Origin of the sequence: Ramlibacter agri, assembly GCF_012927085.1 — a bacterium.
Taxonomy (GTDB): Bacteria; Pseudomonadota; Gammaproteobacteria; order Burkholderiales; family Burkholderiaceae_C; genus Ramlibacter; species Ramlibacter agri.
On record NZ_JABBFX010000002.1, the window covers coordinates 86,071 to 109,636 of the forward strand.

A 23,566-nucleotide genomic window follows, 5' to 3' on the forward strand; every position below is an offset into this window, starting at 1 on the left:
TCAGATGAACAGCTGCACGGCCGGCAACGCGGCGTCGGGGTTGAGGAGGTTCACGCGCTTGAGCGTCATGCGCAGCGCGCCGTCCTGCACGGTCATGTGGTGCAGGAAGTGGCCCACGTAGAACTGCAGTTCGTCGCCTTGCGACTCGGTGTAGTGGAACTCGGTGCGCACGACGTAGTTGTTGGACGCCGCATCGAAACTTTCGACTGTCGGCGTCTGCAGCAGGTGGTGGCAGCGGCTGGGCGGCTGCTGCGAGAAGGCGCGCGGGCTCTTCAGGCGCTCGATGCGCAGTTCGCGCAGCAGCTTGTCCTCGTACATGTGCGAGGTGTGGTTGATGCCGTCTTCCTGGTCCGGCACCAGCGGCACCCAGTAGAAGGCGTCGTCGGTGAAGAGCGCGTTCCATTCCTCGTACTTGCGCTCGTCCAGCAAACGGGACTCACGCACCACGAAGTCGATCAGGTCCTGGCGGGTCGGTTCAGTCATTGCTCGCCCCCCATCGTCAGCGTCATGTACTTCGCCCAGGCGCGGTACTGGTTGCGCATGGAGATCTCGCTGGTGCCGTTGGTGGTCACCTCGCGCTTGCCGATCTCCGCTTCGTTGAAGTTGCGGTGCAGGCTGACCCACTCGTTGCCGCTGCCATACAGGCCGGCCTGGATGCCGCGGTAGGCCTGCAGGTCGTCGTGGCCCACCACCGAGAAGGGCGAGTTGATCAGGCGGCTGTACATGGTGGTCCGCTGCAGCAGTTCGGCCGGCGCGCCCTTCAGCCGGAAGGTCCAGCTCTCCACCACGCACTTGTCGGCCGACACCGGCTTGACCACGCGGATCGCCTGGATCACGCCCTTGATCGTGAGGTTCGGGTAGTACACCGTGTTGTGGCGGGTCAGGCCCAGGATCTGGTGCGCCTTCTCCTCACCGTAGGCCGCGTTCATGGCCTGCTCGTAGGCCGGGATCCCCGAGTACTTGCTGTGGATGGAGAAGTTGACGCCGGAGAAGCTGTGCCCGTTGTCGAACACCCGCACGCCCATGTCCTCGAAGAACTTGTAGTCGGACATGAAGGGCACGAACTGCTCGATGGCCATCGGCTTGGGCGCATCGGCCGGCTTGCCGGACCACATCTTCTTGGCGGTGCCGGCCGAGGACTCGTGCGCCACCATGGGATGCATGGTGTCGTTGAGGTTCTCGACGAACATCTTCCAGTTGCACTGGTGCGTGAAGCGCAGCACGCCGCCGGCGATCTCGAGCTCGCCGGTGGGCGAGCGGTCGGCCATGTTGTCGATGGAGCTCAGCGAGTCGCCGAAGTATTCCTCGAAGCCCGGCCCCGCGTCATTGAGCTTGACGAAGATGAAGCCGCGGTAGATGCGCACGTTCTTCACCGCGACGATGCCTTGGCCCGCTTCGGTGTGCGCCATCTCCGTGCCTTCGTAGCCCAGCTTCAGCGGGATGGCGCGCAGCGCGCCGTCGGTGTCGAAGGACCAGGCGTGGTAGGGGCAGCGGAAGAACTTGCCGGTGTTGCCGGCAGGCGCGCTGACCAGCCGCGAGCCCTTGTGGGCGCAGCGGTTCATCAACACCTTGACGCTGCCGTCCTGGTGCCGCACGACGATCAGCGGCCGGCCGGCGATGTCGTTGGTGACGTAGTCGCCCGCATTGGGCACCTGGCTGTCGTGGCCGATGTAGTTCCAGGTGTTGGCGAAGAAGTGTTCCTGCTCCAGCTCGAACACTTCCTGGCTGATGTACAGGTCGCGGTGCACCCGGTCCGGCTGCACCAGCGAGCGCAGGGCCTCGGGGTTGCCGCGGTAGCGCGAAGTCGTCATCGAAGCTCGCTCCTTGTTCGAACGGGTTCAGGCTGCCTGCTGCAGCGGCGCGTCCAGGGCCAGGCGCTGCAGCGCGCCCTGCAGTTTCTTGCCGGCCTCGTCGGCCAGCGCGGCGTCGCGCAGCTCGCGCAAGGTGGCCGGTGCCAGCCGCGCACCAGCGCGGCGCACGGCATCCATCAGCGTCTCGTAGTTGCGCAGGCCGCGCTCGTGCGTGTCGCCGTAGCCCTTGACCAGGCGCTGGCACTGGGCCACTTCCGTTGCCAGTTGCGGGTTGAGCGCGCTGGCGGCCACAATGCGTTCCAGCCAGTCCTCGATGCGGCCGTTCTCGGCCTGGTAGCGTAGGCTGGCGCGCCGCCATCCCTTCATGCCGGCCAGCGTGTACAACAGCAGGAAGCCACCCAGCGAGCTGGTGGCAACAACGCGGCCTTCCTTCGTGAAGTGTTCGACGACGCGGCGGGGCAAACCGGAGCGCAGCAGCCAGCGGCCCAGGCCGGCCGGCAAGGTGTCGCAGATCTCCTGCAGCCGCGGGTGCATGAATTCGTTGATGGCGAGCAGCTGGTCCTGCTGCACGCGCACCTCGCTGCGCACGCGGTCGAAGCGGCCGGCGCGCGTCTTCAGTTCCGCCACCCGTACGGTGTCCTCGTAGGACATCCAAAGCGCGAGATGGCGCGCGGTCTCGGTCAGCAACTGCAGGTCACCGCCGGGGAGCTGCTGGATGCGCGCCAGGCGATCCAGGTACAGCTGCGCATACGCCGGGTCCTGGTAGTCGACCAGGCGGCGCGCGCCTTCCACCAGCACCGGTTGCGCGGCGACCGGGAAATCCTTCTCGATGCGAGCGAGCAGCGCGCGCACCTGCGGGTCGCGCGCCGTGCCGGCCGGGCGCAGCGCGGCGGCCTGCGGCTGCTCGGTCTCGGCAGGCGCATTGGCCTGCGCGAAGCCGGCGCCGAAAGCCTTCAGGCTGGCCTTGACGCCGACGCCGCCACGCTCGATGGTCGATTCGAACTGCGCACGGCTGAAAGGCAGCACGCCGGTCCCGGCCACCGCGCCGAACAGCACGGCGCTGATCACGCTGCCGTTGTCTTCGGCCACCTGCGCCATGTCGAAGCGCACGAAGCGGCGCGCCGCGCCTTCGGCGTGCGCGAGCAGGTTGTTGTGGTCGGCGCGGCCGTCGCCCATGGCGATCTTCTCGGCGATCGCATAGACGCGGTGCGTGGAAGAGACCAGGGTCGTGCGGTCCGGCGTCACCAGCCCGCGCTGCACGGCGCGGCCGGCTTCCATCAGCTCGGAGCACAGCACCACGTCGACGTCACCCGGCAGCGGCATCAGCGCCAGGATGGGGCGGCCGCCGTCGGCACGCGCCTGTTCGGCCGGGAACAACTCCACGTAGTAGATGGTGGCGCCGGTGCGCTGCGCCACGCCCGGCACCGAGGTTGTCTGCGCGATGTAGCCGTTGGCTTCGCCGAGGTCGACGATCCAGTCGGCCAGCACCCCGCCCCCTTCGCCGCCCATGGCGAGGATCGCGATCTTGATCGGCTGCTTGGCGTTCATGCGGTTCTCAGAAGGCGTAGCGCTCGCTCTTGCGGGCGGCGCGGCGCTGCAGCGCGCCGATGACGGTGGAGCGCACGCGCTCGCACAGTTTGTCCCAGCCGCTCGGGTTGGTGGTGATCTGCGCCTTGTAGAAGGACGGGCACAGCACGGCGGCATGCGAGACCTCGCCGCACAAGCCGCAGCCGACGCAGGAGTCCATGACCGTTGCCACCGGGTCGGTGCGCAGCGGGTCCGGGTTGGGCTTGATCGACAGCGAGGGGCAGCCGGAGAGCCGGATGCACGAGTGGTCGCCGGTGCAGGTGTCGGAGTCGACACCGAAGCGCTCGCGCACCACTTTCCTGCCTTCGGCGGCGGCCTTGCGGGCCAGCGGCTTTTCGCGCCGCTGCTTGTTCAGCATGCACTCGGACTGGGCCACCAGCACCTTGGGACCCTTCTCCTTGGTGGTCAATGCTTCGCGCAGGGCGTCGCGCATACCCTTCACGTCGTAGGTGCGGCGCATCGTCTTCACCCACTTCACGCCGACGCCGCGCACGGCCTGCTCGATGGCGTGGCCGGTGCTGCGCGTCTTGTTCTCCGCCGCGGACGACAGGATGTCCTGGCCGCCGGTGGCGGAGGTGTAGCTGTTGTCGACGACGATGGTCAGGTTGTCGCTGCGGTTGAACACCGAGTTGGCGATGCCGCTGGTGAGGCCGTTGTGCCAGAAGCCGCCGTCGCCCATCACGCTGATGGCGCGCTTGTGTTCGCCGCCATTCGGGTTGAGCGCGGCCGCTCCGGCGCTGCCCAGGCCGTAGCCCATCGTGGTGTTGCCGATGTTGAAAGGCGGCAGGATCGAGAACAGGTGGCAGCCGATGTCGGCGCTGACGTGGTGCGGGCCCAGCTCGCGCTCCACCAGCTTCATCGCGGTGAAGATCGGCCGCTCGGGGCAGCCGGTGCAGAAGCCGGGCGGGCGCGCTTCCACGCTTTCCGCCAGCGGCTTCAGCGGGATGACCTTGGGCGGCTTCACCGGCGCGGGCAGCGGCTGCAGGCGGCCATACAGCTCCAGGAAGGCGCGCACGCCCTTCAGGGTTTCGGCAGCGGTGTACTCACCGGCCACGGGCAGCATGTCCTTGCCGTGCAACTGCGTATCGACACCGGCCTTGCGCAGGATCGCCGCGACGTTCTGCTCGACGAAGTTGGGCTGGCCCTCTTCCACCATCAACACGGCGCGCTTGCCGCGGCAGAAGCGCAGCACTTCGCTGTCCACCACCGGATAGGCGACGTTCATGCAGTAGAGCGGGACGCGGCTGTTGCCGTACACATCGGCCAGGCCCAGGCGCTCCAGCACGCGCAGCGCAGTGTTGTAGTTGCCGCCCTGCACGATGAGGCCGATGTCGTCGGTGCCATCGGCGAAGAATTCGTTGAGGCCGCGCTCCTCGATGAATTGGACGGCGGCGGGCCAGCGCTCGCGCACCTTCTCCTGCTCGTGCACGAAACTCGCCGGCGGCAGCACGATGCGCCCGGTGTCGCGCCGCGGGTTGTCCAGCGCTTCGCCGATGGTGAAGCTCGAACGCTTGTTGTCAGCGGCCGTGAACTCGCCGTGCACGTGGCAGGCGCGGATGCGCAACTGCAGCATCACGGGCGTCTTGCTCGCTTCGGACAGCTCGAAGCCTTCCTTCACCGCCTGCACGATGGAAGGCAGGTTGGGCCGCGGGTCCAGCAGCCAGATCTGCGACTTCATCGCGAAGGCGTGGCTGCGCTCCTGCATGATCGAGGAGCCCTCGCCGTAGTCCTCGCCCACCACGATCAGCGCGCCGCCGGTGACGCCGCCCGAGGCCAGGTTGGCCAGCGCATCCGAAGCGACGTTGGTGCCTACGGTCGCCTTGAAGGTGACGGCGCCGCGCAGCGGGTAGTTGACGGACGCGGCGAGCGTGGCAGCGGCAGTGGCTTCGCTCGCGCTGTTCTCGAAGCGGATGCCGTTCTCGGCAAGGATGTCCTGCGCGTCGGCCAGCACGTCCATCAGGTGCGAGATGGGCGCGCCCTGGTAACCCGCGACGTAGGCGACGCCCGATTCGAGCAGCGCCTTGGTGACGGCAAGGATGCCTTCACCGCGGAACGTTTCGCCCGCGCCCAGGCGCAGCTTCTTGACTTCCTCGACGAACGATCTCTCGGCCATTCAGGGCTCCGTTGTCTCCGTGGTCCGGTGCGTGGCTCGCACTCGATTGCGGATTAGTTTAAGCTGGAACATATGAAAAGTCATGCAGTTTCTATGCCTAGGGAATACCCGGGGACTGCGCCCCGTCCCGGTGCGGCGACGCAGTTCGTCGACGCCTATTTGCCGGCGCTGCTGGCGCAGGCGCATGAGCTGCTTTCCAGTGAATTCCACGCCGTCGCGGCGCAGCACGGGCTCGCGCCTTCGGAGTGGCGGGTGCTGGCGACGCTGGCCAGCGGCGAGCCCACCAGCATCGGGCGGCTGGCGCAAGTGGTCGTGATGAAACAGCCCACGGTGACGCGCCTGCTCGATCGCATGGAGGCCACCGGCCACGTGCAGCGCGTGCCCCACGATGGGGACCGGCGCATCACGCTGGTGAGCATCACGCAGCGCGGCTTGGAGTTGACGGAGAAGCTGGTGCCGCTGGCGCGGGAGCATGAGGAGCGCGTGCTGGCGACCGTTGGCGCGCGTCGCGCGAGCGCGCTGAAGGACACACTGCTGCTCCTGATCGGCCAGCGACGCGACGTGTAGGGTTCGCAGCTTCGCTGCGCACCGCGCGAGGTGGTGCCAGGTGCGCAGCGGAGCTGCGCACCCTATGAAGGGAGCGCGTCCAGAAACCGGAGAACCTCTCGCGCGAACTCCTGTGGCAACTGGTCCGGCAAAGGCACCATGCCTCCAGGAATGTCGGCCAGTTGCGCCTGCGGCAACAACTCCATCCACTCCTTCGCATGCGGCGCCGCAAACGGATCCGCGCCAGCCCGGATCACCAGCACCGGCTGCCTCACATCCACGATGCGGTCCTCCATGCGATACGAAGCGACGGCACGATGCCCGCCCTCCACATCGCCGCGCACCTTCAGCGCATCCAGCACGAAAGCCTGCAGCAAGTCCGGCCGACCCGGCGGATAAAAGCCTTGCCGCTTGCCCCACAGCGCCCGCAGGTGCGCGCCATCCGGGCTCTCCTGCACCGCATCGATAGGCGGCCTTTCGGCGCGCGCCTCGCGGAAGGAAGCGCTGGTGTACGGCGTCGACGACAGCACCAGCGAGCGTACGCGCGCGGAATGCCGCGCCGCCAGTTCGACCGCGATCACGCCACCCGTGTGGTGACCGACGACATGCGCCGATGCAATCCCCAGCGCATCCAGGAACTGCGCAGCAACCGAAGCCCATGCCTCGATGCACTCTGGCCCCTCCGGCGGATCCGACTCACCGAAGCCCGCGGTGTCCATCGCGATCGCACGATAACGCGCCCCCAGCCGCGGCAGCACCTCGCGGTACTCCGCCCAGCTGCGCGGCGTCTGGTGCAGCAACAGCACGGGCGGCGCGTCCCTCGCGCCGCACTCCGCATAGTGCACCTGCCCGTGCGGCAGGTCCGCATAGGCGCGGTGAACCTTCACGACAGCGTCCCGTCCGCGGGCGGCTTCCACAAGCCCGCATGCCGCAGCATGCCCAAGGTGCGCGAGAGCACGTCCAGGCGATAAGCGCCCACATCGCGCCCCTCGTAGTCGTAGAAGCCGCTGCCGGTCTTCAGGCCCAGACGGCCTTCTTCCATCATGCGGCCGACGATGGCCGGTGCCTGGTAGCGATGCGGGTCGATGCTGCCCGCCATCTCGCGGCTGGCGTGGTGCAGGATGTCGCAGCCGCCGAAGTCGATGAACTCCACCACGCCCAGCGCGGCGAAGCGCAGGCCCATGCCGTAGCGCGTGGCCTTGTCGATCTCCTCCGCCGTCGCCACGCCCTCTTCCACCATGCGCGCGGCTTCGTTCATGACCAGCGCCTGCAGGCGCGGCACGATGTAGCCCGGCGCGGCGCCGCATACCACCGGCAGCTTGCCTATGCCCTCCATCAGCGCACGCGTGCGCGCCAGCACCTCGGCGCTGGTGCCCGGGTGCGTGCTCAGCTCCACCACCGGGATCACGTAGGCCGGGTTGAGCCAGTGCATGTTGAGGAAGCGCTCGGGCCGCTCGACGATCTCCGCCAGCTGCGTCACCAGGATGCTGCTGGTGGTGGAGGTCAGGATCGCATCGGAGCGGCAATGCTTGTTGATGAAGGCGAAGGCCTCACGCTTCGCTTCCATCGTCTCCGGCACACCTTCGAACACCAGTTCGGCCGCCGCAAGCGCCGAGGGCGCGCCTGCGGCATCGACCATCTCCACGCGCGCAGCGATCTCGGGAATCCGTGCTTCGGCAAGAGCCCCCAACTTTGCCAGCCCCTGCAGCGCGCCGCGGACCTCGGCCATCGCTTCCTCGCGCAGCTTCTGCCACGCCTCGGGCGTGCGCTGGCGCAAGTCGACCAGCGCGATGCGATGGCCGGCGTAAGCAAAGCTGATCGCGATGCCGCGGCCCATGCGGCCGGCGCCGACCGCGACAAAGCGTGCGGTCACAGGAGCACCTCCGTGCTACGCACTGCGGTGCGAGCCCCTTCGGGCGGCCGTGCGGGGCTCATCATTCGCCTTCGTGCAGCAGCTGCTGCATCGCTTCCTTGGACAGCTGGTCCAGCCCCAGGCCTTCCAGCGTGCGCGGGCCCTGGCGCAGGTCGCGCCCTTGCCAGCCGCCGGCAATGGCCAGCAGGCCGTGGGCAATGGGCGCGTCGGCGCCCACCCAGCGCGCCACCGAAGCGAGGAAGGCCAGGCCCAGCTCGGTGTCCTCGGTCACGTAGCGGTGCGTCTGCAGTTCGATGTGCTCGCGCCAGTCGCCCGACTTCACCAGCTTCTTGTGGGCGTCGCCGTACATCCACTGGTCATTGTTGTAGTGGTCGGCCAGCGGGTAATGCGGCGCGCCGTAGCCCAGTGCCTCGCGCACGGCGATGCGCTCCAGGTCCAGGCGGTCCGTCACCGCGCGCACGGCGGGTTGCGTGCCTTCGTTGTGGATGTCCCAGCGCTCGAAGTGCTGCAAGGGCGCCGCGTTCATCACGATCAGCGGCGGGTGGATGATGGGGCCGGCGTTCATCAGCGCACCGGACAGCGCGTCGCCGCAAGCGTGCGCGCTGGGGTAGGCCTCGCGGATCACCTTCAGCGCATGCTCGGTGCGGCGCGCCGGGTAGACGCCGGTCGGCAGGCGCACGGCGCGGATGGTGACGTTGACTTCGCGCTCGCCGTGCTTGCGGGCGAGATAAGGCAAGGTGCCGGTCTCGGCCCAGGCCACGTCGGCCTGGTTGCCGGCGCGGCGCACGATGCGGCTCATGACGAAACTGCCGAAGGTACCCGGCGGCAGGAACACCACCTGGCCGTCCTGCAGGTGCGGCGCCATGGCCCGCGCGATGTCTTCCTGCGCGATCGCCGGCGAAGGAATCACCACCAGCTGCGCGCCATCCAGCGCGGCGCCGATGTCGGCCGTGGCGCGCGCGATCTTCACGGCGCGCGGCCCGTCGGCGTCCTTCAGGACGATGCTGCCGGTCTCGATGACGGGGCGCAGCGCCTCCGCATCGCGGCGCCACAGGCGCACTTCATGGCCGGCTTCGGACAAGTCGGCGGCAGCGGCATAGCAGCCGTGGCCGCCGCCCAGGATGGCGATCTTCATCTCGGTGTTCTCCGCGTTGCGCATGTACATTACTTTTCATATATTCAGCTGTCAAGCACTGAGCGGCTCGGGAGAAACGAGAATGCGTCCATGAACAAGCCGGGCAAGGGCAACGGGCCCACCTTCGTCGACGACTACCTGCCGGCCCTGCTGGCGCAGGCCAGCCACCTCATCTCGGGCGAGTTCCATCGCATCGTCACGGCCAAGGGCTGCACGGTGTCGGATTGGCGCGTGATGGCCAGCCTGGAGGGCGCGGAACCCATGAGCATCGGCGCGCTGGCGCGGCTGACCGTGCTGAAGCAGCCGACCCTGACGCGCGTGGTCGACCGCATGGAAGGCCGCGGCTACGTCAAGCGCATCGCGCACGAAAGCGACCGGCGCATGACGCTGATCGCGATCACGCCCTCGGGCGACAAGCTCGTGACGGGGCTGATCGCGCTGGCGAAGGAGCACGAGCACCGCGTGCTGGAGCCCTTCGGCCTGGCGCGCTCCAACGAGCTGAAGAAAACGCTCAAGCAGATGATCGAGCTGCATGCGGACCTCGCGCAGGAAGCGGCCGCCGGCGACGAAGACGAGTAGGAAAGGCTGAAGCAGATCCCGCGTGCCTTGTCACGCATGGGACTGTCGCGGGGTTTTCCCGTAAGTGCTTGTGCTGCTGCGCCGCATAAAGTGCACGCGCCAAGCATGGACGTCGTACTTCAACAATTCCTCAACGCCCTCACCCTGGGCGGCATCTACAGCCTGGTGGCCCTCGGCCTCACGCTGGTCTACGGCATCCTCCAGGTGCCCAACTTCGCCCACGGCGCCTTCTACATGGTGGGCGCCTTCATCGCCATCAAGTTGATGGGCGGCTGGGGCGCCAACTACTGGGTCGCCATGGTCGGCGCCGCGATCGTGGTCGCGGTCGTTGCCGCCATCTCGGAGCGGCTCGTCTTCCATCCGCTGCGCAAGGCGAGCGGACTGCACCCGATGATCGCGGCCATCGGCCTGCTGCTGTTCCTGGAATCGGGCGCGCAGGCGCTGTGGGGCGCGGAGTTCCAGCGCATGGCCACGCCCTACTCCGGCATCCTGGAGTTCGGCGGCCTCGCCCTGCCGGCACAGCGCCTGCTGATCATCGTGGCGGCCTTCACGCTGATGCTGGCGCTGCACCTGTTCCTGACGCGCACCGTCACCGGCTCCACCATCATCGCCATGGCGCAGAACCGCGAAGGCGCGGCGCTGGTGGGCATCGACCCGGACCGCGTCGCGATCATGACCTTCGCCATCTCGGGCATGCTCGCGGCCGTCGCGGCCACGCTGTACGCGCCGATCAACCTGGTCTATCCCGCGATGGGCAACCTGGTGATCACCAAGGCCTTCGTCATCATCATCCTGGGCGGCATGGGCAGCGTGCCCGGCGCCATCCTGGGCGGGCTGATCATCGGCTTCGCCGAATCCTTCGGCGCCTTCTACATCTCGACCGACTACAAGGACATCATCGCCTTCGCGCTGCTGGTGGTGATCCTGTCGCTGCGGCCGCAAGGCCTGTTCGTGCAAGGGGCGCGCTGATGCTGAAGTGGATCGAGGGCCGCTCCGGCTGGGCCCTGCTGGCGGCGCTGGGCGCGCTGTTCCCGCTGTTCGCGGGCAACGACTACCGGCTCACCGTCATGAGCACGGCCTACATCTTCGCCATCGCGACGCTGGGCCTGAACCTCATCACCGGCTACACGGGCCAGTTCAACATGGCCCACGCGGGCTTCATGGCGATCGGCGCCTACACGCTGGGCATCCTGACGGTGGACTACCACGTGCCTTTCTGGATCGCCTTCGTGGCCGCCGGCGCCGTGACAGCGGCCATCGGCCTGCCGCTTGGCTGGCTGTCGCTGCGGCTGAAGGGCCACTACTTCTCGATCTTCACCATGTGCGTGGGCGTGATCCTGTTCCTGGTGCTGGAGAAGTGGGAGTCGCTCACGCACGGCGCGGTCGGCCTGATGGGCATTCCGGGTCCGTCGCCGATCGGCCCGCTGAAGTTCGAGACGCCGGCGCAGATGTACTACCTGATGTTCGCCTTCCTGGTGCTGGGTGCGTGGGTGATGAAGCGCATCACCCACTCGCTGCTGGGCCGCACCTTCATCGCCATCCGCAACGGCGACGACCTGGCCGAAGCGCTGGGCATCCCGCTGATGCGCACCAAGCTGCTCGCCTTCATCGTCTCGGTGCTCTATGCGGGCTGGGCCGGCGCGCTGTATGCCGCCTTCGTCCGCTTCGTCGGGCCCGACGTGGCCGGCGCGCAGAACACCTTCGACATGACCATGTACATGCTGGTGGGCGGGCTGGGCACGGTGTTCGGCCCGCTGCTTGGCTCCATCGCCGTGCCCTGGCTCACGCAGATGATGCAGTTCCTGCAGGAGTATCGCTTCGTCATCTTCGGGCCGCTGCTGATCGCGCTGGTCATCTTCTTCCCGCATGGCATCGCCGGCAGCTGGATGGCCTGGCGCGCGCGCCGCGCCGCCGCGGCCGTACGGCCGGTCGCACCAGCCACCCTGCCCGCCACGGAGGCGCCCGGTGCTTGAGATCCGCAGCCTCACCAAGCGCTTCGGCGGCAACGTCGCCGTCAACGCCGTCAGCACCACGATTGAACGCGGCAAGGTCAACGCCATCATCGGCCCCAACGGTGCCGGCAAGACGACCTTCTTCAACCTGATCAGCGGCGTGCACCCGGCCAGCGAAGGCAGCATCGTCTTCGAAGGCCAGGACATCACGCGGCTGCGCACCGACCAGGTCGCCCGTCTCGGCGTGGCGCGCACCTTCCAGGCCACCACGCTGTTCGATGCCGCCACGGTGCTGGACAACCTGATCGTGGGCCACCGCCTGCGCACGCGCTCCGGCCTGTGGGACGTGCTGCTCGGCACCAAGCGCCTGAAGGAGGAAGAGCGCACCTGCCGCGAGAAAGCGCGGCAGGCGCTGGACTTCGTCGGCCTCGCGCACATCGAGAACCGGCTGGCCGGCGACATCTCGCAGGAAGAGCGCAAGCGCACCGCCTTCGCGCTGGCCCTGGCCACCGAACCCAAGCTGCTGCTGCTGGACGAACCGGCCGGCGGCGTGAACCCCGAGGAAACCGTGGGCTTGGCGGACCTGATCCGCAAGATGGTGGCCCACGGCCTCACCGTGTGCCTGATCGAGCACAAGATGGACATGATCATGAGCCTGGCCGACCGCATCCTGGTCCTGAGCTACGGCGAGAAGATCGCGGAAGGCACGCCGGCCGAGGTGCGCGCGAACCCCGCGGTGATCGACGCTTACCTGGGAAGCGAACATGCTGCAGCTTGAGGGCGTGTCGCTTTCCTACGGCAGCTTCCGCGCGCTGGACGGCATCCGGCTGCACGCGAAGGCCGGTGAACTGGTGGTGCTGCTCGGCGCTAATGGCGCCGGCAAGAGTTCCATCTTCCTCACCGCCAGCGGCCTGCACAAGCCGGCGGCCGGCAGCATCCGCCTGGAAGGCCAGGAGATCGCCGGCGCGCGGCCGGCGCAGATCGTGGCGCGCGGGCTGGTGCAGTGCCCGGAAGGCCGCAAGCTGTTCCCGCAGATGTCGGTGCAGAAGAACCTGATGCTGGGTTCCTACGTGCACCGCCGCGATGGCACCGGCAACCGCCAGCGGCTGGACGAGGTGCTGGAGCTGTTCCCGATCCTCGCGCAGAAGAAGAACGACCCGGCCGGTTCGCTGTCCGGTGGCCAGCAGCAGATGGTGGCCATCGGCCGCGCGCTGATGGGCCGCCCGCGCGTGCTGATGCTGGACGAACCCTCGCTGGGCCTGGCGCCGCTGGTCGTCAAGCAGGTCTTCGACGTGCTGAAGAAGATCAACGCCGCCGGCACCACGGTGCTGCTGGCCGAACAGAACGCGCATGCGGCGCTGAAGATCGCGCACCGTGCCTACGTCATCGAGCGCGGCCGCATCGTGCTGGAAGGCAGCCCCGAGACCCTGATGAACAACGACGCCGTCCGCAAGGCCTACATCGGCGCCTGAAGATTTACCACCAAGGAGAACAAGCCAATGACGATGAGACAACGCGTCGCGACCGCCGCCCTGGGCCTCGCCGGCCTGGCGGCCATGCTGCCCGCAGGCGCACAAGAGGTCGTGAAGATCGGCTATTCGGGCCCGCTGTCCGGCGGCGCCGCGCAGTACGGCAAGAACACGCTGGACGGCATGAAGTTCGCCGTGGACGAACTGAACGCGGAGAACTTCCAGGTCGGCGGCAAGAAGGTCACTTTTGAGGTGGTCGCGCTGGACGACAAGTACAACCCCAGCGAGACGGCCATCAACTTCCAGCGCCTGGTGCAGGAGTCGAAGACGCCGGTGGTGATGTGCCCGCATTCCGGTGGCGGCTTCGCCATCCAGACCAGCAACGACCGCCTGAACGCGCTGCTGCTGTCGTACACCAGCGTGCCCAAGATCACGGCGACGGGCAACAAGAACACGATGCGCATCCCGCCGGACTTCTCGGCCTACGTGAAGCCCTTCGTGGCCTACACGATGAAGCGCTACGGCAAGAACCTGGCCATCGCCGGAGCGGACCACGAGTACGCCAAGGAGTGGACCGCCATGGTGAAGCCGGCCTGGGAAGCCGCCGGCGGCAAGATCGTGGCCGACAACCCCATGAGCTACAACCGCTCCACCGACTTCTACAGCGGCGTGAGCAAGGCCCTGGCCGCCAAGCCGGACGTGCTGTTCATCGGCGGCGCCTCCGAGCCCACCGGCCTGGTCGCCAAGCAGGCGCGCGACCTGGGCTTCAAGGGCGGCTTCATCGTCATGGACCAGGCCAAGCTCAACGAGATGAAACCGGTCGTGGGCAGCTACCAGGCGCTGGAAGGCGCGGTCGGCGTGCTGCCGGTGATGGAGGACAACTCCGCGCCGGTGAAGGCCTGGGTGGCCCGCTGGATGAAGAAGTACCCCGAGCGCGAGCCCGGATCCGAAGCCACGCTGAACTACACCGCCATGCGCGTCGCCGCGCTGGCGATGCAGCTGGCCGGCACGACCAGCGACGCCTCCGCCATCCGCGCCAAGCTGGGCGAAGCCATCCAGAAGCTGCCCGCGGCGCAGAACCTGGCCAGCTACGACGGCATCGATGCCAACGGCGGCACCCGCGGCGACATCCGCGTGGCGGTGGTCGAAGGCGGCAAGATCAAGGAAGTGAAGCTGAGCGACCTGGGCAAGTGACGATTTGGGGGCGGCGCATGCCGCCCCTTGTCACTTCGCGTTTTCCTTCTCCTGCAACTCCCGCCACAGCACCTTGCCGCTGCCACCGCGCGGGAGCGCCGCCACGAACTCCACGATGCGCGGCACCTTGTAGGCCGCCATGTGTTCGTGGCACCAGTCCGTGATGTCCTGCGGCGTCGGCTGCTTCTCCAGCCCGGCGCGCAGCACCACCAGCGCCTTCACCGTTTCGCCGCGACGCGGGTCGCGCGCACCGATGACGCAAGCTTCCTGGATCGCGGGGTGGTGGTGCATCATCGCCTCCACCTCCGCCGGCCAGACCTTGAAGCCGCTGGCGTTGACCATCCGCTTCAGGCGGTCCGTCATGAAGAAGTAGCCCTGCTCGTCGACCCGCGCCAGGTCGCCGGTGCGCAGGAAACGCTTGCCCTCGATCTCGACGAAGGCCTGCTGCGTCGCTTCGGCATTGCGCCAGTAGCCCTGCATCACCTGCGGCCCGTGCACGACGATCTCCCCCGGCTCGCCCGGAGGCACCGCACCCAAGGTCTCCGGATCGATCAAGCGCGAATCGACGTCGTACATCGGGATGCCCAGGCATTGCGGCTTGGGCTGCTGCGTCGGGTTCAGGTGCGTGGCGGCCAGCGTCTCCGACATGCCGTAGCCTTCGACGAAGTCCAGACCGGTCAGCGACTTCAGCCGCGCGGCCACCGCCTCCGGCATCGCGGCGCCACCGCCGCGAATGCCGATCAGGCTGCCCAGGTCGTACTCGGTGATGCGCGGGTTGGAGACCATGTCGATCACCATGGTCGTGATCGCCTGCCAGGTCGTCACTTTGTAGCGTTGGATGCACTCCGCCGCGGCGTCGCGGTCCCAGCGAGGCAACAACACCATCGTGCCGCCGGCATAGAGTGGGCCGTTCATGCCGCCGGCCATACCGGTGACGTGGAAGAAAGGCAGCACGGACAAGGCCACCCAGTCCTGCGTGCGGCTGAACCACTGGACGCCCTGCACCGCGGTCGTCATCACGCTGCGGTGCGTGTGCATGCAGCCCTTGGGCTGGCCGGTGGTGCCGGAGGTGTAGGGCATGACGGCCAGGTCGTCCGGGCCGGCGCGCATGGGCCCGGGCACGCAGGCGGCGGCGAGCATGTCCGTCCAGGCGACCAGGCCCTCGCCTTGCAGCGGCAGGCGCGGTGCGGCGACGAAGTCCGGCACCTTCAGGCTCGTGGCTGCCTGGAGATGGTCGCCATAGGTCGCGACGATCACGCGCCGCAGGCCGTCCGCGCCCACCAGCGGCTGCATCTGCGGCAGCAGGTCCTGCGCGACGAAGGCCACCTTGGCACCCGCGTCCTCCATGTAGTGGCGCAATTCCTCCGTCTTGTTCATCGGGTTCACCGGCACCACCACCGCGTCGGCGCGCAGGATGCCGTAGTAGGCCAGCACCCATTGCGGGCTGTTCTGCATGTCCAGCAGCACGCGGTCACCGGGCTGCACGCCGCAGTCCTGCTGCAGGAAGCCGGCAATGCGTTCGGCCTGCGCGCGGAACTCCGCGAACGTGAGGACGTTGTCGTAGAAGACGATGAAGGGCTTGTCGGGGAAGCGGGTGGCCGCGACCTCGGCGTTGTAGAACAGGTGCGTCTGCGGGAGCGTCAGGTGCCGGGACTGACCCGGCGGCCAGAAAGGCCAGTGCCGCGTTTCGGGACGCGGCGTCGATGCGGAAGGCTGCATGGGCCCAAGGGTACTCCCGCGGCGAAAGCCCTCACCGCGAGTCGGCGTCTCGCACGCGACATCAGGCGCGCACGCGCGCCTTCAGCACCTTCTTGTCGGTCTTGTTGACGCTGGTCCTGGGCATCGCTTCCAGCGCCTCGATGCGCGCCGGCAGCTTGTACCTGGCCAGCCGCGCCGCACAGTATTCGCGCAGCGCCTCTTCGTCGAAAGCGGCTCCGGCGCGCAGCACGACGAAGGCCCGCAGCACCTCGCCGCGGTAGGCATCGGGCTGGCCCACCACCGCGGCCTCCACGATGTCCGGGTGCGTGAACAGCACCTCTTCCACCTCGCGCGGATAGACGTTGTAGCCGCCGACGATGACCAGGTCCTTCTTGCGATCGCGGATGTACAGGTAGCCGTCCGCGTCGAACTCGCCGATGTCGCCGGTATAGAGCCAGCCGTCGCGCAAGGACTCCGCCGTCTCCTGCGGCAGGTTCAGGTAGCCGCGCATCACCTGCGGGCCGCGGGCGCGGATCTCGCCGCGCTCGCCGGCCGGCAGTGCGCGCGTGCCCTCATCCAGGTCCACGACTTCGATCTCGGTGTCGGCGACCGCAATGCCCACCGAGCCGACTTTCACCGGCCCGCGTTGCGGGTTGAAGCTCAGCACCGGGCCGGCCTCGGTCTGGCCGTAGCCTTCGTAGATGGGTGCGCCAGTCGCTGCTTGCCAGCGTTCCAGCGTCTCGCTCGAAAGCGCCGCCGAGCCGGAGTAGCAGGTGTGCACGCGCGACCAGTCCGTCCCTGCAAAGGCCTCGTGCTGCATCAGCCCGGTGAAGATGGTGGGACTGCCGGGAAAGATGGTGATGCCCTCGTCGCGGATCGCATCCAGCACCCGCTGCGGGTGGTAGCCGGGCTGCACCACCAGCGTGCTGCCCGAATAGCCGCACAGGAACAGGCCCATGGCCATCGCGTAGGAATGGAACAGCGGCATCACGCACAGCACGCGTTCGCAGCCGCGCGCAACCGGCAGCAGGCTTTCGCGCTGGGCGATGTTGGTGGCAAGCGCGCGATGCGTGAGGATCACGCCCTTGGGGAGGCCGGAAGAGCCGCCGGTGTATTGCAGCAGGCCGTCGCTGTCGGCGTCGGGGAGTTCGAGCGTGCCCTCTTCGGCCAGCCAGGTTTCGAAGCAGGCAGCCAATTGGGAGACGCGCAGCAGCGCACATCCGTCCCAAAGGCCTTCGACGCGCTCGACCAGCGCATCGTCGACGATCAGGATGCGCGGCGCTGCATCGCGCAGCATGTATTCCAGCTCGCGCGCTGTGTACAGCGGATTCAGCGGAACGAGCTGCGCGCCGGCCGCCGCCACCGCGTACGGCGCTGCGCAGGCCAAAAGACAGTTTGGCAGGAGGGTGGCGATGCGGCCACCTTGGTGACCCAGCTGCGTCGAGAACCCGGCTACCACGCGCCGCAATTGCGCGTAGGTCCAACGCGTGCCGCCGAAGACGACGGCCTCCCGCGCAGGAAACTCTTGCGCAGTGGCCTCCAGCATCGCGACGATGCTGGGATGCCCTGGGTTCCCGCCTTCGCGGGAATGACGAGCGAGGCTCAGAACGCCGCGATCCCGGTCTGCGCCCGGCCCAGGATCAGCGCATGGATGTCGTGCGTGCCTTCGTAGGTGTTCACCACTTCCAGGTTCACCAGGTGGCGGGCCACGCCGAATTCGTCGCTGATGCCGTTGCCGCCCATCATGTCGCGCGCCACGCGGGCGATGTCCAACGCCTTGCCGCAGGAGTTGCGCTTCATGATGGAGGTGATCTCCACCGCCGCCGTGCCTTCGTCCTTCATGCGGCCCAGGCGCAGGCAGCCTTGCAGGCCCAGCGTGATCTCGGTCTGCATGTCGGCCAGCTTCTTCTGGATCAACTGGTTGGCGGCCAGCGGCTTGCCGAACTGCTTGCGATCCAGCACGTACTGGCGCGCGCGGTGCCAGCAGTCCTCGGCCGCGCCCAGCGCGCCCCAGGCGATGCCGTAGCGCGCAGAGTTCAGGCAGGTGAAAGGCCCCTTGAGGCCGCGGACCTCGGGGAAGGCGTTCTCTTCAGGACAGAACACCTCGTCCATCACGATCTCGCCGGTGATGGAAGCGCGCAGGCCCACCTTGCCCTGGATCTTGGGCGCGGACAGGCCTTTCCAGCCCTTTTCCAGCACGAAGCCGCGGATGGCGCCTTCGTCGTCCTTGGCCCAGACCACGAAAACGTCGGCAACCGGCGAGTTGGTGATCCACATCTTGCTGCCGGTCAGCTTGTAGCCGCCGTCGACCTTGCGGGCGCGCGTGATCATGCTGCCCGGGTCCGAACCGTGGTTCGGCTCGGTCAGGCCGAAGCAGCCGATCCACTCGCCGGTGGCCAGCTTGGGCAGGTACTTCTGCTTCGTCTGCTCGTTGCCGAATTCGTTGATCGGCACCATCACCAGCGAGGACTGCACGGACATCATCGAGCGATAGCCCGAGTCCACGCGCTCCACTTCACGCGCCACCAGGCCGTAGCAGACGTAGTTGAGGCCGGCGCCGCCGTACTGCTCGGGGATGGTCGGCCCCAGCAGACCCAGCGCGCCCATCTCGCGGAAGATGCCGGTGTCGGTCTGCTCGTTGCGGAAGGCCTCCAGCACGCGCGGCGCCAGCTTCTCCTGGCAATAGGCGCGCGCGGCGTCGCGCACGGCGCGCTCGTCGTCGCTGATCTGCTGGTCCAGCAGCAGGGGATCGTCCCAGTGGAAGGAAGCTTTGGCGGCCATGGCAACTCCGGAAATCAGTGAATCAGTCGGGAAGCACCGCAGTGCATTCGATTTCGACCTTGGCGCGGTCCTCGATCAACGCCTTCACCTCCACCGCCGTCATCGCGATGGTGTAGCTGCCGATGATCTCGCGGAACGCCTGCCCCACCTCGCGGCCGGCAGCCAGGTATTCGCGCTTGTCCGTCACGTACCAGGTCATCCGGACGATATTCTCACCCTTTCCGCCCGCGGCCTTCAGCACGTCGGCGACGTTCTGCAGCGCCTGGCGCGCCTGGCCGCCGAAATCGTCGGTGTGGAAGCGCTGGTCGGCGTCCCAGCCGATCATGCCCGCGATGAACAGCTGGCGGCCCTGCGCCACCACGCCGTTGGCGTAGCCCTTGGGACGCGCCCAGCCTTCCGGCAGGACGGCCTGCGGCTTCGTGTATTGAGTCATGGCTTCAGTTCCTTCAGCAATTCGCGCGCGATGATCAGCTGCTGCACCTCGGTGGCGCCTTCGTAGATGCGCAGGCTGCGGATTTCCCGGTACAGCTGTTCCACCGGCTCCCCGCTCCTGACGCCCAGGCCGCCGAACATCTGCACGGCGGCGTCGATGACCTGCTGCGCGCCTTCGGTGGCGGCCATCTTGGCCATGGCCGCCTCCTTCGTCACGATGCTGCCCTGGTCGCGCAGCCAGGCGGCGCGGTAGACCAGCAGCGCGGCGCTGTCGATGGTGGTCGCCATCTGCGCCAGCTTGGACTGCGTGATCTGGAAGTCGGACAGCGTCTGGTTGAACATCTTGCGCGTGGTCGCGCGCTGCAGGGCTTCGTCCAGCGCGCGGCGGGCAAAGCCCAGCGCGGCGGCGGCCACGGAGGTGCGGAACACGTCCAGCGTGCGCATCGCCACCTTGAAGCCTTCACCGGCCGCGCCCACGCGCTGCGTCAGCGGTACGCGGCAATCGGTGAACTTCAGGCGGGCCAGCGGGTGCGGCGCGATCACCTCGATGCGCTCGGCGATCTCGAAGCCCGGGGTGCCGGCATCGACGATGAAGGCCGATATGCCGCGCGCGCCCGGCGCCTCGCCGGTGCGGCAGAACACCACATAGAAATCGGCGATGCCGCCGTTGGAGATCCAGGTCTTTTCGCCGTTCAGGACGGCGTGGTCGCCCTCGATGTGGGCGGCGCATTGCATGCTGGCGACGTCGGAACCGGCATCCGGCTCCGAGAGCGCGAAGGCTGCGATCGCCTCGCCGCGCGCCACCTTGGACAGGTACTTCTCCTTCTGTGCCGGCGTGCCTTGCAGGCTGATCGCGCCCGAGCCCAGGCCCTGCATGGCAAAGGCGAAGTCGGCCAGGCCGTTGTGATACGCGAGCGTCTCGCGGATCAGGCAGATGGCGCGCGTGTCGATGGTTTCCTGCTCGCCCCAGGCGCCGCCGATGGCGCTGCGCAGCCAGCCGGCATCACCCAGCTTGCGCACCAGCGTGCGGCAGGCTTCGTCGACGTCGGGGCCGTGGATGTGCGCGACGTGTTCGCGCGCCCAGTTGTCCAGTTCGGCGGCGAGGATGCCGTGGCTCTCTTCGAAGAAGGGCCAGTCGAGGTGCTGAAGTTCGCGCATGTCAGTTGCCCTCGAACTTCGGCTTCTGCTTCGCCACGAAGGCCTCGTAGGCGCGCGTGAAGTCCTGCGTGAGCATGCACAGCGCCTGGGCCTGCGCCTCGGACTCGATCGCCTGCTCGAGGGTCATGGCCCATTCCTGGTGCAGCATGGTCTTGGTGATGCCGTTGGCGAAGGTGGGACCTTCGCAGAGCTGGCTCGCCAGCTTCTGCGCTTCCTCGAGCAGCGCCTCGGGCGTGCACAGGCGATTGAAGAAGCCCCAGCGCTCGCCCTCCTCGCCGCCCAGCGAACGGCCGGTGTACAGCAGCTCGCTCGCGCGGCCCTGGCCGATGATCCGCGGCAACATCGCGCAGGCGCCCATGTCGCAGCCGGCCAGGCCGACGCGGTTGAACAGGAAGGCTGTCTTGCTGCGGGCCGTGCCCAGGCGCAGGTCCGATGCCATGGCGACGATGGCGCCGGCACCGGCGCAGACACCGTCGATGGCGGAGATGATGGGCTGCGGGCAGGCGCGCATGGTCTTCACCAGGTCGCCCGTCATGCGCGTGAACATCAGCAGCTCGGGCGCCTGCAGCTTCACCAACGGGCCGATGATCTCGTGCACGTCACCGCCGGAGCAGAAGTTGCCGCCGGCGCCAGTGACCACCACCGCGTGGACGTCGGTCGCGTATTTCAGCTGGCCGAACAGGTCGCGCAGTTCCGCGTACGAATCGAAGGTCAGCGGGTTCTTGCGGTCCGGGCGGTTCAGCGTGATGGTCCCCACGCCTTCCTTCACCTCCCAGAGGAAATGCTCGGCGCGGTAGCCCGCCAGCTGCCTGCGGTTGCCTGCGACCAGCGCGGGGTCGACGCGGTCAGTTGAAGCGTTCATTCTTCGTCTCCTGTTGTTGGGCCATGGCGCGTTCGCGCTCCAGGTTGCGTTCCAGCTGCTGCTTGCCGGACAGGTACTGGCGCGGCCACGGCACGTCGTGGTAGCCGATCTTCGCAGCTTCCAGCAGCGCCCACGCGGGGTTGGCCAGGTGCGGGCGGGCCACGGCGCACAGGTCGGCGCGGCCGGCCGCAATGATGCTGTTGACGTGGTCCGCTTCCGAGATCGCCCCCACGGCCATCGTGGCGATGCCGGCTTCGTTGCGGACGCGGTCGGAGAACGGCGTCTGGTACATGCGGCCATACACCGGCTTCTGCTTCTTGCTCACCTGGCCCGAGGAGCAGTCGACCATGTCGGCGCCGGCCGCCTTGAAGTGGCGCGCAATCTCCACGGCGTCGTCCGGCGTGATGCCGCCTTCGACCCAGTCGTGCGCCGAGATCCGCACCGACATCGGCTTGTCGGCCGGCCACACGGCGCGCATGGCGCGGAACACTTCCAGCGGGTAGCGCAGACGGTTCTCCAGGGAGCCGCCGTAGTCGTCGGTGCGCTGGTTGGTCAGCGGCGAGATGAAGGAGGACAGCAGGTAGCCGTGGGCGCAGTGCAGCTCCAGCCAGTCGAAGCCGGCTTCTGCGCTGTAGCGGGTGGCGCGCACGAAGTCTTCCTGCACGCGGTCCATGTCGGCGCGGCTCATGGCGCGCGACCAGTCGCTGACGCCGTCGATGTACTGCAGCGGCGAAGCGGAGATCAGCGGCCAGTTGCCGCTTTCCAGCGGCTGGTCCTCGCCTTCCCAGGGCACGCGCGTCGAGCCCTTGGCGCCGGCATGGCCCAGCTGCATGGCGATCTTGGCGTCGGTGTTCGTGTGGACGAAGTCGACGATGCGCTTCCAGCCGTCACGCTGCCCGGTGCTCCACAGGCCCGGGCAGCCGGGGGTGATGCGGGCATCCGGGCTCGGGCAGGTCATTTCCGCCACCACCATGCCGGCGCCGCCCATGGCGCGCGCGCCCAGGTGCACCAGGTGGTAGTCGGCCGGCAGGCCGTCCACGCAGGAGTACTGCGCCATCGGCGAGACGACGATGCGGTTCTTCAGGGTGACGCCACGCAGCTTGAAGGGCGTGAACATCGGCGGGATGGGCTGCTGGTTCGACGTGCGGTGGGCACCGGCCTGCTGCGCGATCCAGTCCTCGTACTTCTCCACGTAGCCCTTGTCGCGCAGGCGCAGGTTCTCGTGGCTGATGCGCTGGCTGCGCGTCAGCACCGAATAGGCGAACTGCTCCGGCGGCAGATTGACGTAGCGCTTGACGTTCTCGAACCACTCGGTGGAGTTGCGCGCGGCGTTCTGGATCTTCAGCACTTCGACGCTGCGCACGGCCTCGTAGTCGCCCAGCGCCTGCTGCAGGTTGCCGGGGTTGCGGCCGATGCAGCGGGCCAGCTCGATCGAATCCTCCAGCGCCAGCTTGGTGCCGGAGCCGACCGAGAAGTGCGCGGTGTGGGCGGCATCGCCCATCAGCACCACCGGCGCGCGGCCGTTGTCGTGCACCCAGGTCTTGCAGACCACGCGCGGGAACTTGATCCACTGCGCCGAGCCGCGCAGGTGCGAGGCGTTGGACATCAGGCGGTTGCCATCGAGGTACTTCGCGAACAGCTTCTCGCAGAAGGCGATGGATTCTTCCTTCTCCATCTTGTCGATGCCGGCCTGCAGCCAGACGTCCTCGGGAGCCTCGACGATGAAGGTGGAGGTGTCGCCGTCGAACTGGTAGGCGTGGGCCTGGAACCAGCCGAAGGGCGTCTCCTCGAAAGCGAAGGTGAAGGCGTCGAACTTCTTGTGCGTGCCCAGCCAGACGAAGCGGCACTTGCGCACGTCGATGTCGGGCTGGTAGCTGGCGGCGTACTTGGTGCGGATGCGGCTGTTCAAGCCGTCGCTGGCGATGATGAGGTCGGCGTCGGGGTAGTCCTGGTCGCCCTGCACGTCGGTCTCGAACACCAGCTCGACGCCCAGTTCCTCGCAGCGGCGCTGCAGGATATTGAGCAGGCGCTTGCGGCCGATGCCGCAGAAGCCGTGGCCGCCGGAGACCATCTTGTGGCCGCGGATGTTGACCTCGATGTCGTCCCAGTGGTTGAAGGCGCCCAGGATCTCGCTGGCCGTCTCGGGGTCCGCCGCCTGCAGGTTGCCCAGGGTCTGGTCGGAAAACACCACGCCCCAGCCGAAGGTGTCGTAGGGCTTGTTGCGCTCGATCACGCGGATGCGGTGGGAGGGATCCTGCTTCTTCATGAGCAGGGCGAAGTAGAGGCCCGCCGGGCCGCCACCGATGCAGACGATATTCATCCGAATCCTCCAGGCTTCGATATTTTAAGTTTAAAGCATATGGGCCAAGGAAGGCA

Annotated in this window: 21 protein-coding genes; 7 read left to right on the top strand and 14 right to left on the bottom strand. The window is 67.8% G+C overall.

Translation table 11 applies throughout. The features are described from left to right. The 4 genes from HHL11_RS19025 to HHL11_RS19040 are packed head-to-tail and all read right to left on the bottom strand — an operon-like array spanning position 1 to position 5,511. Positions 1 to 483, bottom strand: a complete 483-nt coding sequence (locus tag HHL11_RS19025; protein ID WP_169420159.1) for an aromatic-ring-hydroxylating dioxygenase subunit beta — start codon at positions 481 to 483, stop codon at positions 1 to 3. Continuing rightward, the gene (locus tag HHL11_RS19030) at positions 480 to 1,811 is read right to left on the bottom strand and encodes an aromatic ring-hydroxylating dioxygenase subunit alpha (RefSeq protein WP_169420160.1); all 1,332 of its coding nucleotides are present in this window, start codon (positions 1,809 to 1,811) and stop codon (positions 480 to 482) included. The genes HHL11_RS19025 and HHL11_RS19030 overlap by 4 nt, the downstream gene beginning before the upstream one ends. A 27-nt stretch (positions 1,812 to 1,838) precedes the next feature. After that, positions 1,839 to 3,359, bottom strand: a complete 1,521-nt coding sequence (locus tag HHL11_RS19035) for an indolepyruvate oxidoreductase subunit beta family protein (protein ID WP_169420161.1) — start codon at positions 3,357 to 3,359, stop codon at positions 1,839 to 1,841. Between the two features lie 7 nt (positions 3,360 to 3,366). After that, positions 3,367 to 5,511 carry a thiamine pyrophosphate-dependent enzyme gene (locus HHL11_RS19040; RefSeq protein WP_169420162.1) on the bottom strand — a complete coding sequence of 715 codons (2,145 nt, stop codon included), beginning with the start codon at positions 5,509 to 5,511 and terminating at the stop codon, positions 3,367 to 3,369. A 93-nt stretch (positions 5,512 to 5,604) separates the two neighbouring features. Between HHL11_RS19040 and HHL11_RS19045 the strand changes: the two genes are divergently transcribed. Next, the gene (locus tag HHL11_RS19045; protein ID WP_169420163.1) at positions 5,605 to 6,078 is read left to right on the top strand and encodes a MarR family winged helix-turn-helix transcriptional regulator; all 474 of its coding nucleotides are present in this window, start codon (positions 5,605 to 5,607) and stop codon (positions 6,076 to 6,078) included. Between the two features lie 62 nt (positions 6,079 to 6,140). Here HHL11_RS19045 and HHL11_RS19050 read toward each other — a convergent pair whose 3' ends face one another. From HHL11_RS19050 to HHL11_RS19060, 3 genes are all read right to left on the bottom strand, one after another. Continuing rightward, on the bottom strand, positions 6,141 to 6,944 hold the full coding sequence (locus HHL11_RS19050) for an alpha/beta fold hydrolase (RefSeq protein ID WP_169420164.1): 804 nt from the start codon (positions 6,942 to 6,944) through the stop codon (positions 6,141 to 6,143). Further along, positions 6,941 to 7,930, bottom strand: a complete 990-nt coding sequence (locus HHL11_RS19055; RefSeq protein ID WP_342593246.1) for a 3-hydroxybutyryl-CoA dehydrogenase — start codon at positions 7,928 to 7,930, stop codon at positions 6,941 to 6,943. The genes HHL11_RS19050 and HHL11_RS19055 overlap by 4 nt, the downstream gene beginning before the upstream one ends. Before the next feature lie 61 nt (positions 7,931 to 7,991). Continuing rightward, the gene (locus tag HHL11_RS19060; RefSeq protein ID WP_169421177.1) at positions 7,992 to 9,065 is read right to left on the bottom strand and encodes an NAD/NADP-dependent octopine/nopaline dehydrogenase family protein; all 1,074 of its coding nucleotides are present in this window, start codon (positions 9,063 to 9,065) and stop codon (positions 7,992 to 7,994) included. 90 nt (positions 9,066 to 9,155) lie between these two features. Here HHL11_RS19060 and HHL11_RS19065 point away from each other — a divergent pair, with 90 nt between their 5' ends. The 6 genes from HHL11_RS19065 to HHL11_RS19090 all read left to right on the top strand — a co-directional run bounded on the left by HHL11_RS19065 (position 9,156) and on the right by HHL11_RS19090 (position 14,259). Next, positions 9,156 to 9,644 (top strand): MarR family winged helix-turn-helix transcriptional regulator, encoded by a 489-nt coding sequence (locus HHL11_RS19065; RefSeq protein WP_169420165.1) that lies wholly within the window; start codon positions 9,156 to 9,158, stop codon positions 9,642 to 9,644. 105 nt (positions 9,645 to 9,749) lie between these two features. After that, positions 9,750 to 10,613, top strand: coding sequence for a branched-chain amino acid ABC transporter permease (locus tag HHL11_RS19070; RefSeq protein ID WP_169420166.1), 864 nt, complete (start codon positions 9,750 to 9,752; stop codon positions 10,611 to 10,613). Further along, positions 10,613 to 11,617 carry a branched-chain amino acid ABC transporter permease gene (locus tag HHL11_RS19075; protein ID WP_169420167.1) on the top strand — a complete coding sequence of 335 codons (1,005 nt, stop codon included), beginning with the start codon at positions 10,613 to 10,615 and terminating at the stop codon, positions 11,615 to 11,617. The genes HHL11_RS19070 and HHL11_RS19075 overlap by 1 nt, the downstream gene beginning before the upstream one ends. Further along, entirely contained in the window at positions 11,610 to 12,374 is a 765-nt protein-coding gene (locus tag HHL11_RS19080; RefSeq protein WP_169420168.1) for an ATP-binding cassette domain-containing protein, read from the top strand. The genes HHL11_RS19075 and HHL11_RS19080 overlap by 8 nt, the downstream gene beginning before the upstream one ends. Further along, positions 12,361 to 13,068 (top strand): ABC transporter ATP-binding protein, encoded by a 708-nt coding sequence (locus HHL11_RS19085; protein WP_169420169.1) that lies wholly within the window; start codon positions 12,361 to 12,363, stop codon positions 13,066 to 13,068. The genes HHL11_RS19080 and HHL11_RS19085 overlap by 14 nt, the downstream gene beginning before the upstream one ends. A 27-nt stretch (positions 13,069 to 13,095) precedes the next feature. Then, entirely contained in the window at positions 13,096 to 14,259 is a 1,164-nt protein-coding gene (locus HHL11_RS19090; RefSeq protein WP_169420170.1) for an ABC transporter substrate-binding protein, read from the top strand. Positions 14,260 to 14,289: 30 nt separating this feature from the next. On the opposite strand, the gene HHL11_RS19095 is transcribed toward HHL11_RS19090, so the two are convergent. The 7 genes from HHL11_RS19095 to HHL11_RS19125 form a co-directional block, all read right to left on the bottom strand. Next, positions 14,290 to 15,978, bottom strand: a complete 1,689-nt coding sequence (locus tag HHL11_RS19095; protein ID WP_169420171.1) for a long-chain fatty acid--CoA ligase — start codon at positions 15,976 to 15,978, stop codon at positions 14,290 to 14,292. Between the two features lie 61 nt (positions 15,979 to 16,039). Further along, positions 16,040 to 17,503, bottom strand: coding sequence for an AMP-binding protein (locus HHL11_RS19100; RefSeq protein ID WP_169420172.1), 1,464 nt, complete (start codon positions 17,501 to 17,503; stop codon positions 16,040 to 16,042). A gap of 56 nt (positions 17,504 to 17,559) precedes the next feature. Beyond that, positions 17,560 to 18,738 carry an acyl-CoA dehydrogenase gene (locus HHL11_RS19105; RefSeq protein WP_169420173.1) on the bottom strand — a complete coding sequence of 393 codons (1,179 nt, stop codon included), beginning with the start codon at positions 18,736 to 18,738 and terminating at the stop codon, positions 17,560 to 17,562. Positions 18,739 to 18,760: 22 nt separating this feature from the next. Beyond that, complete coding sequence (locus HHL11_RS19110) at positions 18,761 to 19,171, bottom strand: RidA family protein (RefSeq protein ID WP_169420174.1); 411 nt, start codon at positions 19,169 to 19,171, stop codon at positions 18,761 to 18,763. Continuing rightward, positions 19,168 to 20,328, bottom strand: coding sequence for an acyl-CoA dehydrogenase family protein (locus HHL11_RS19115; protein ID WP_169420175.1), 1,161 nt, complete (start codon positions 20,326 to 20,328; stop codon positions 19,168 to 19,170). The genes HHL11_RS19110 and HHL11_RS19115 overlap by 4 nt, the downstream gene beginning before the upstream one ends. Before the next feature lies 1 nt (position 20,329). Next, complete coding sequence (locus tag HHL11_RS19120) at positions 20,330 to 21,190, bottom strand: enoyl-CoA hydratase family protein (RefSeq protein ID WP_169420176.1); 861 nt, start codon at positions 21,188 to 21,190, stop codon at positions 20,330 to 20,332. Then, positions 21,174 to 23,510, bottom strand: coding sequence for a bifunctional salicylyl-CoA 5-hydroxylase/oxidoreductase (locus HHL11_RS19125; RefSeq protein WP_169420177.1), 2,337 nt, complete (start codon positions 23,508 to 23,510; stop codon positions 21,174 to 21,176). The genes HHL11_RS19120 and HHL11_RS19125 overlap by 17 nt, the downstream gene beginning before the upstream one ends. Positions 23,511 to 23,566 lie beyond the last annotated feature (56 nt).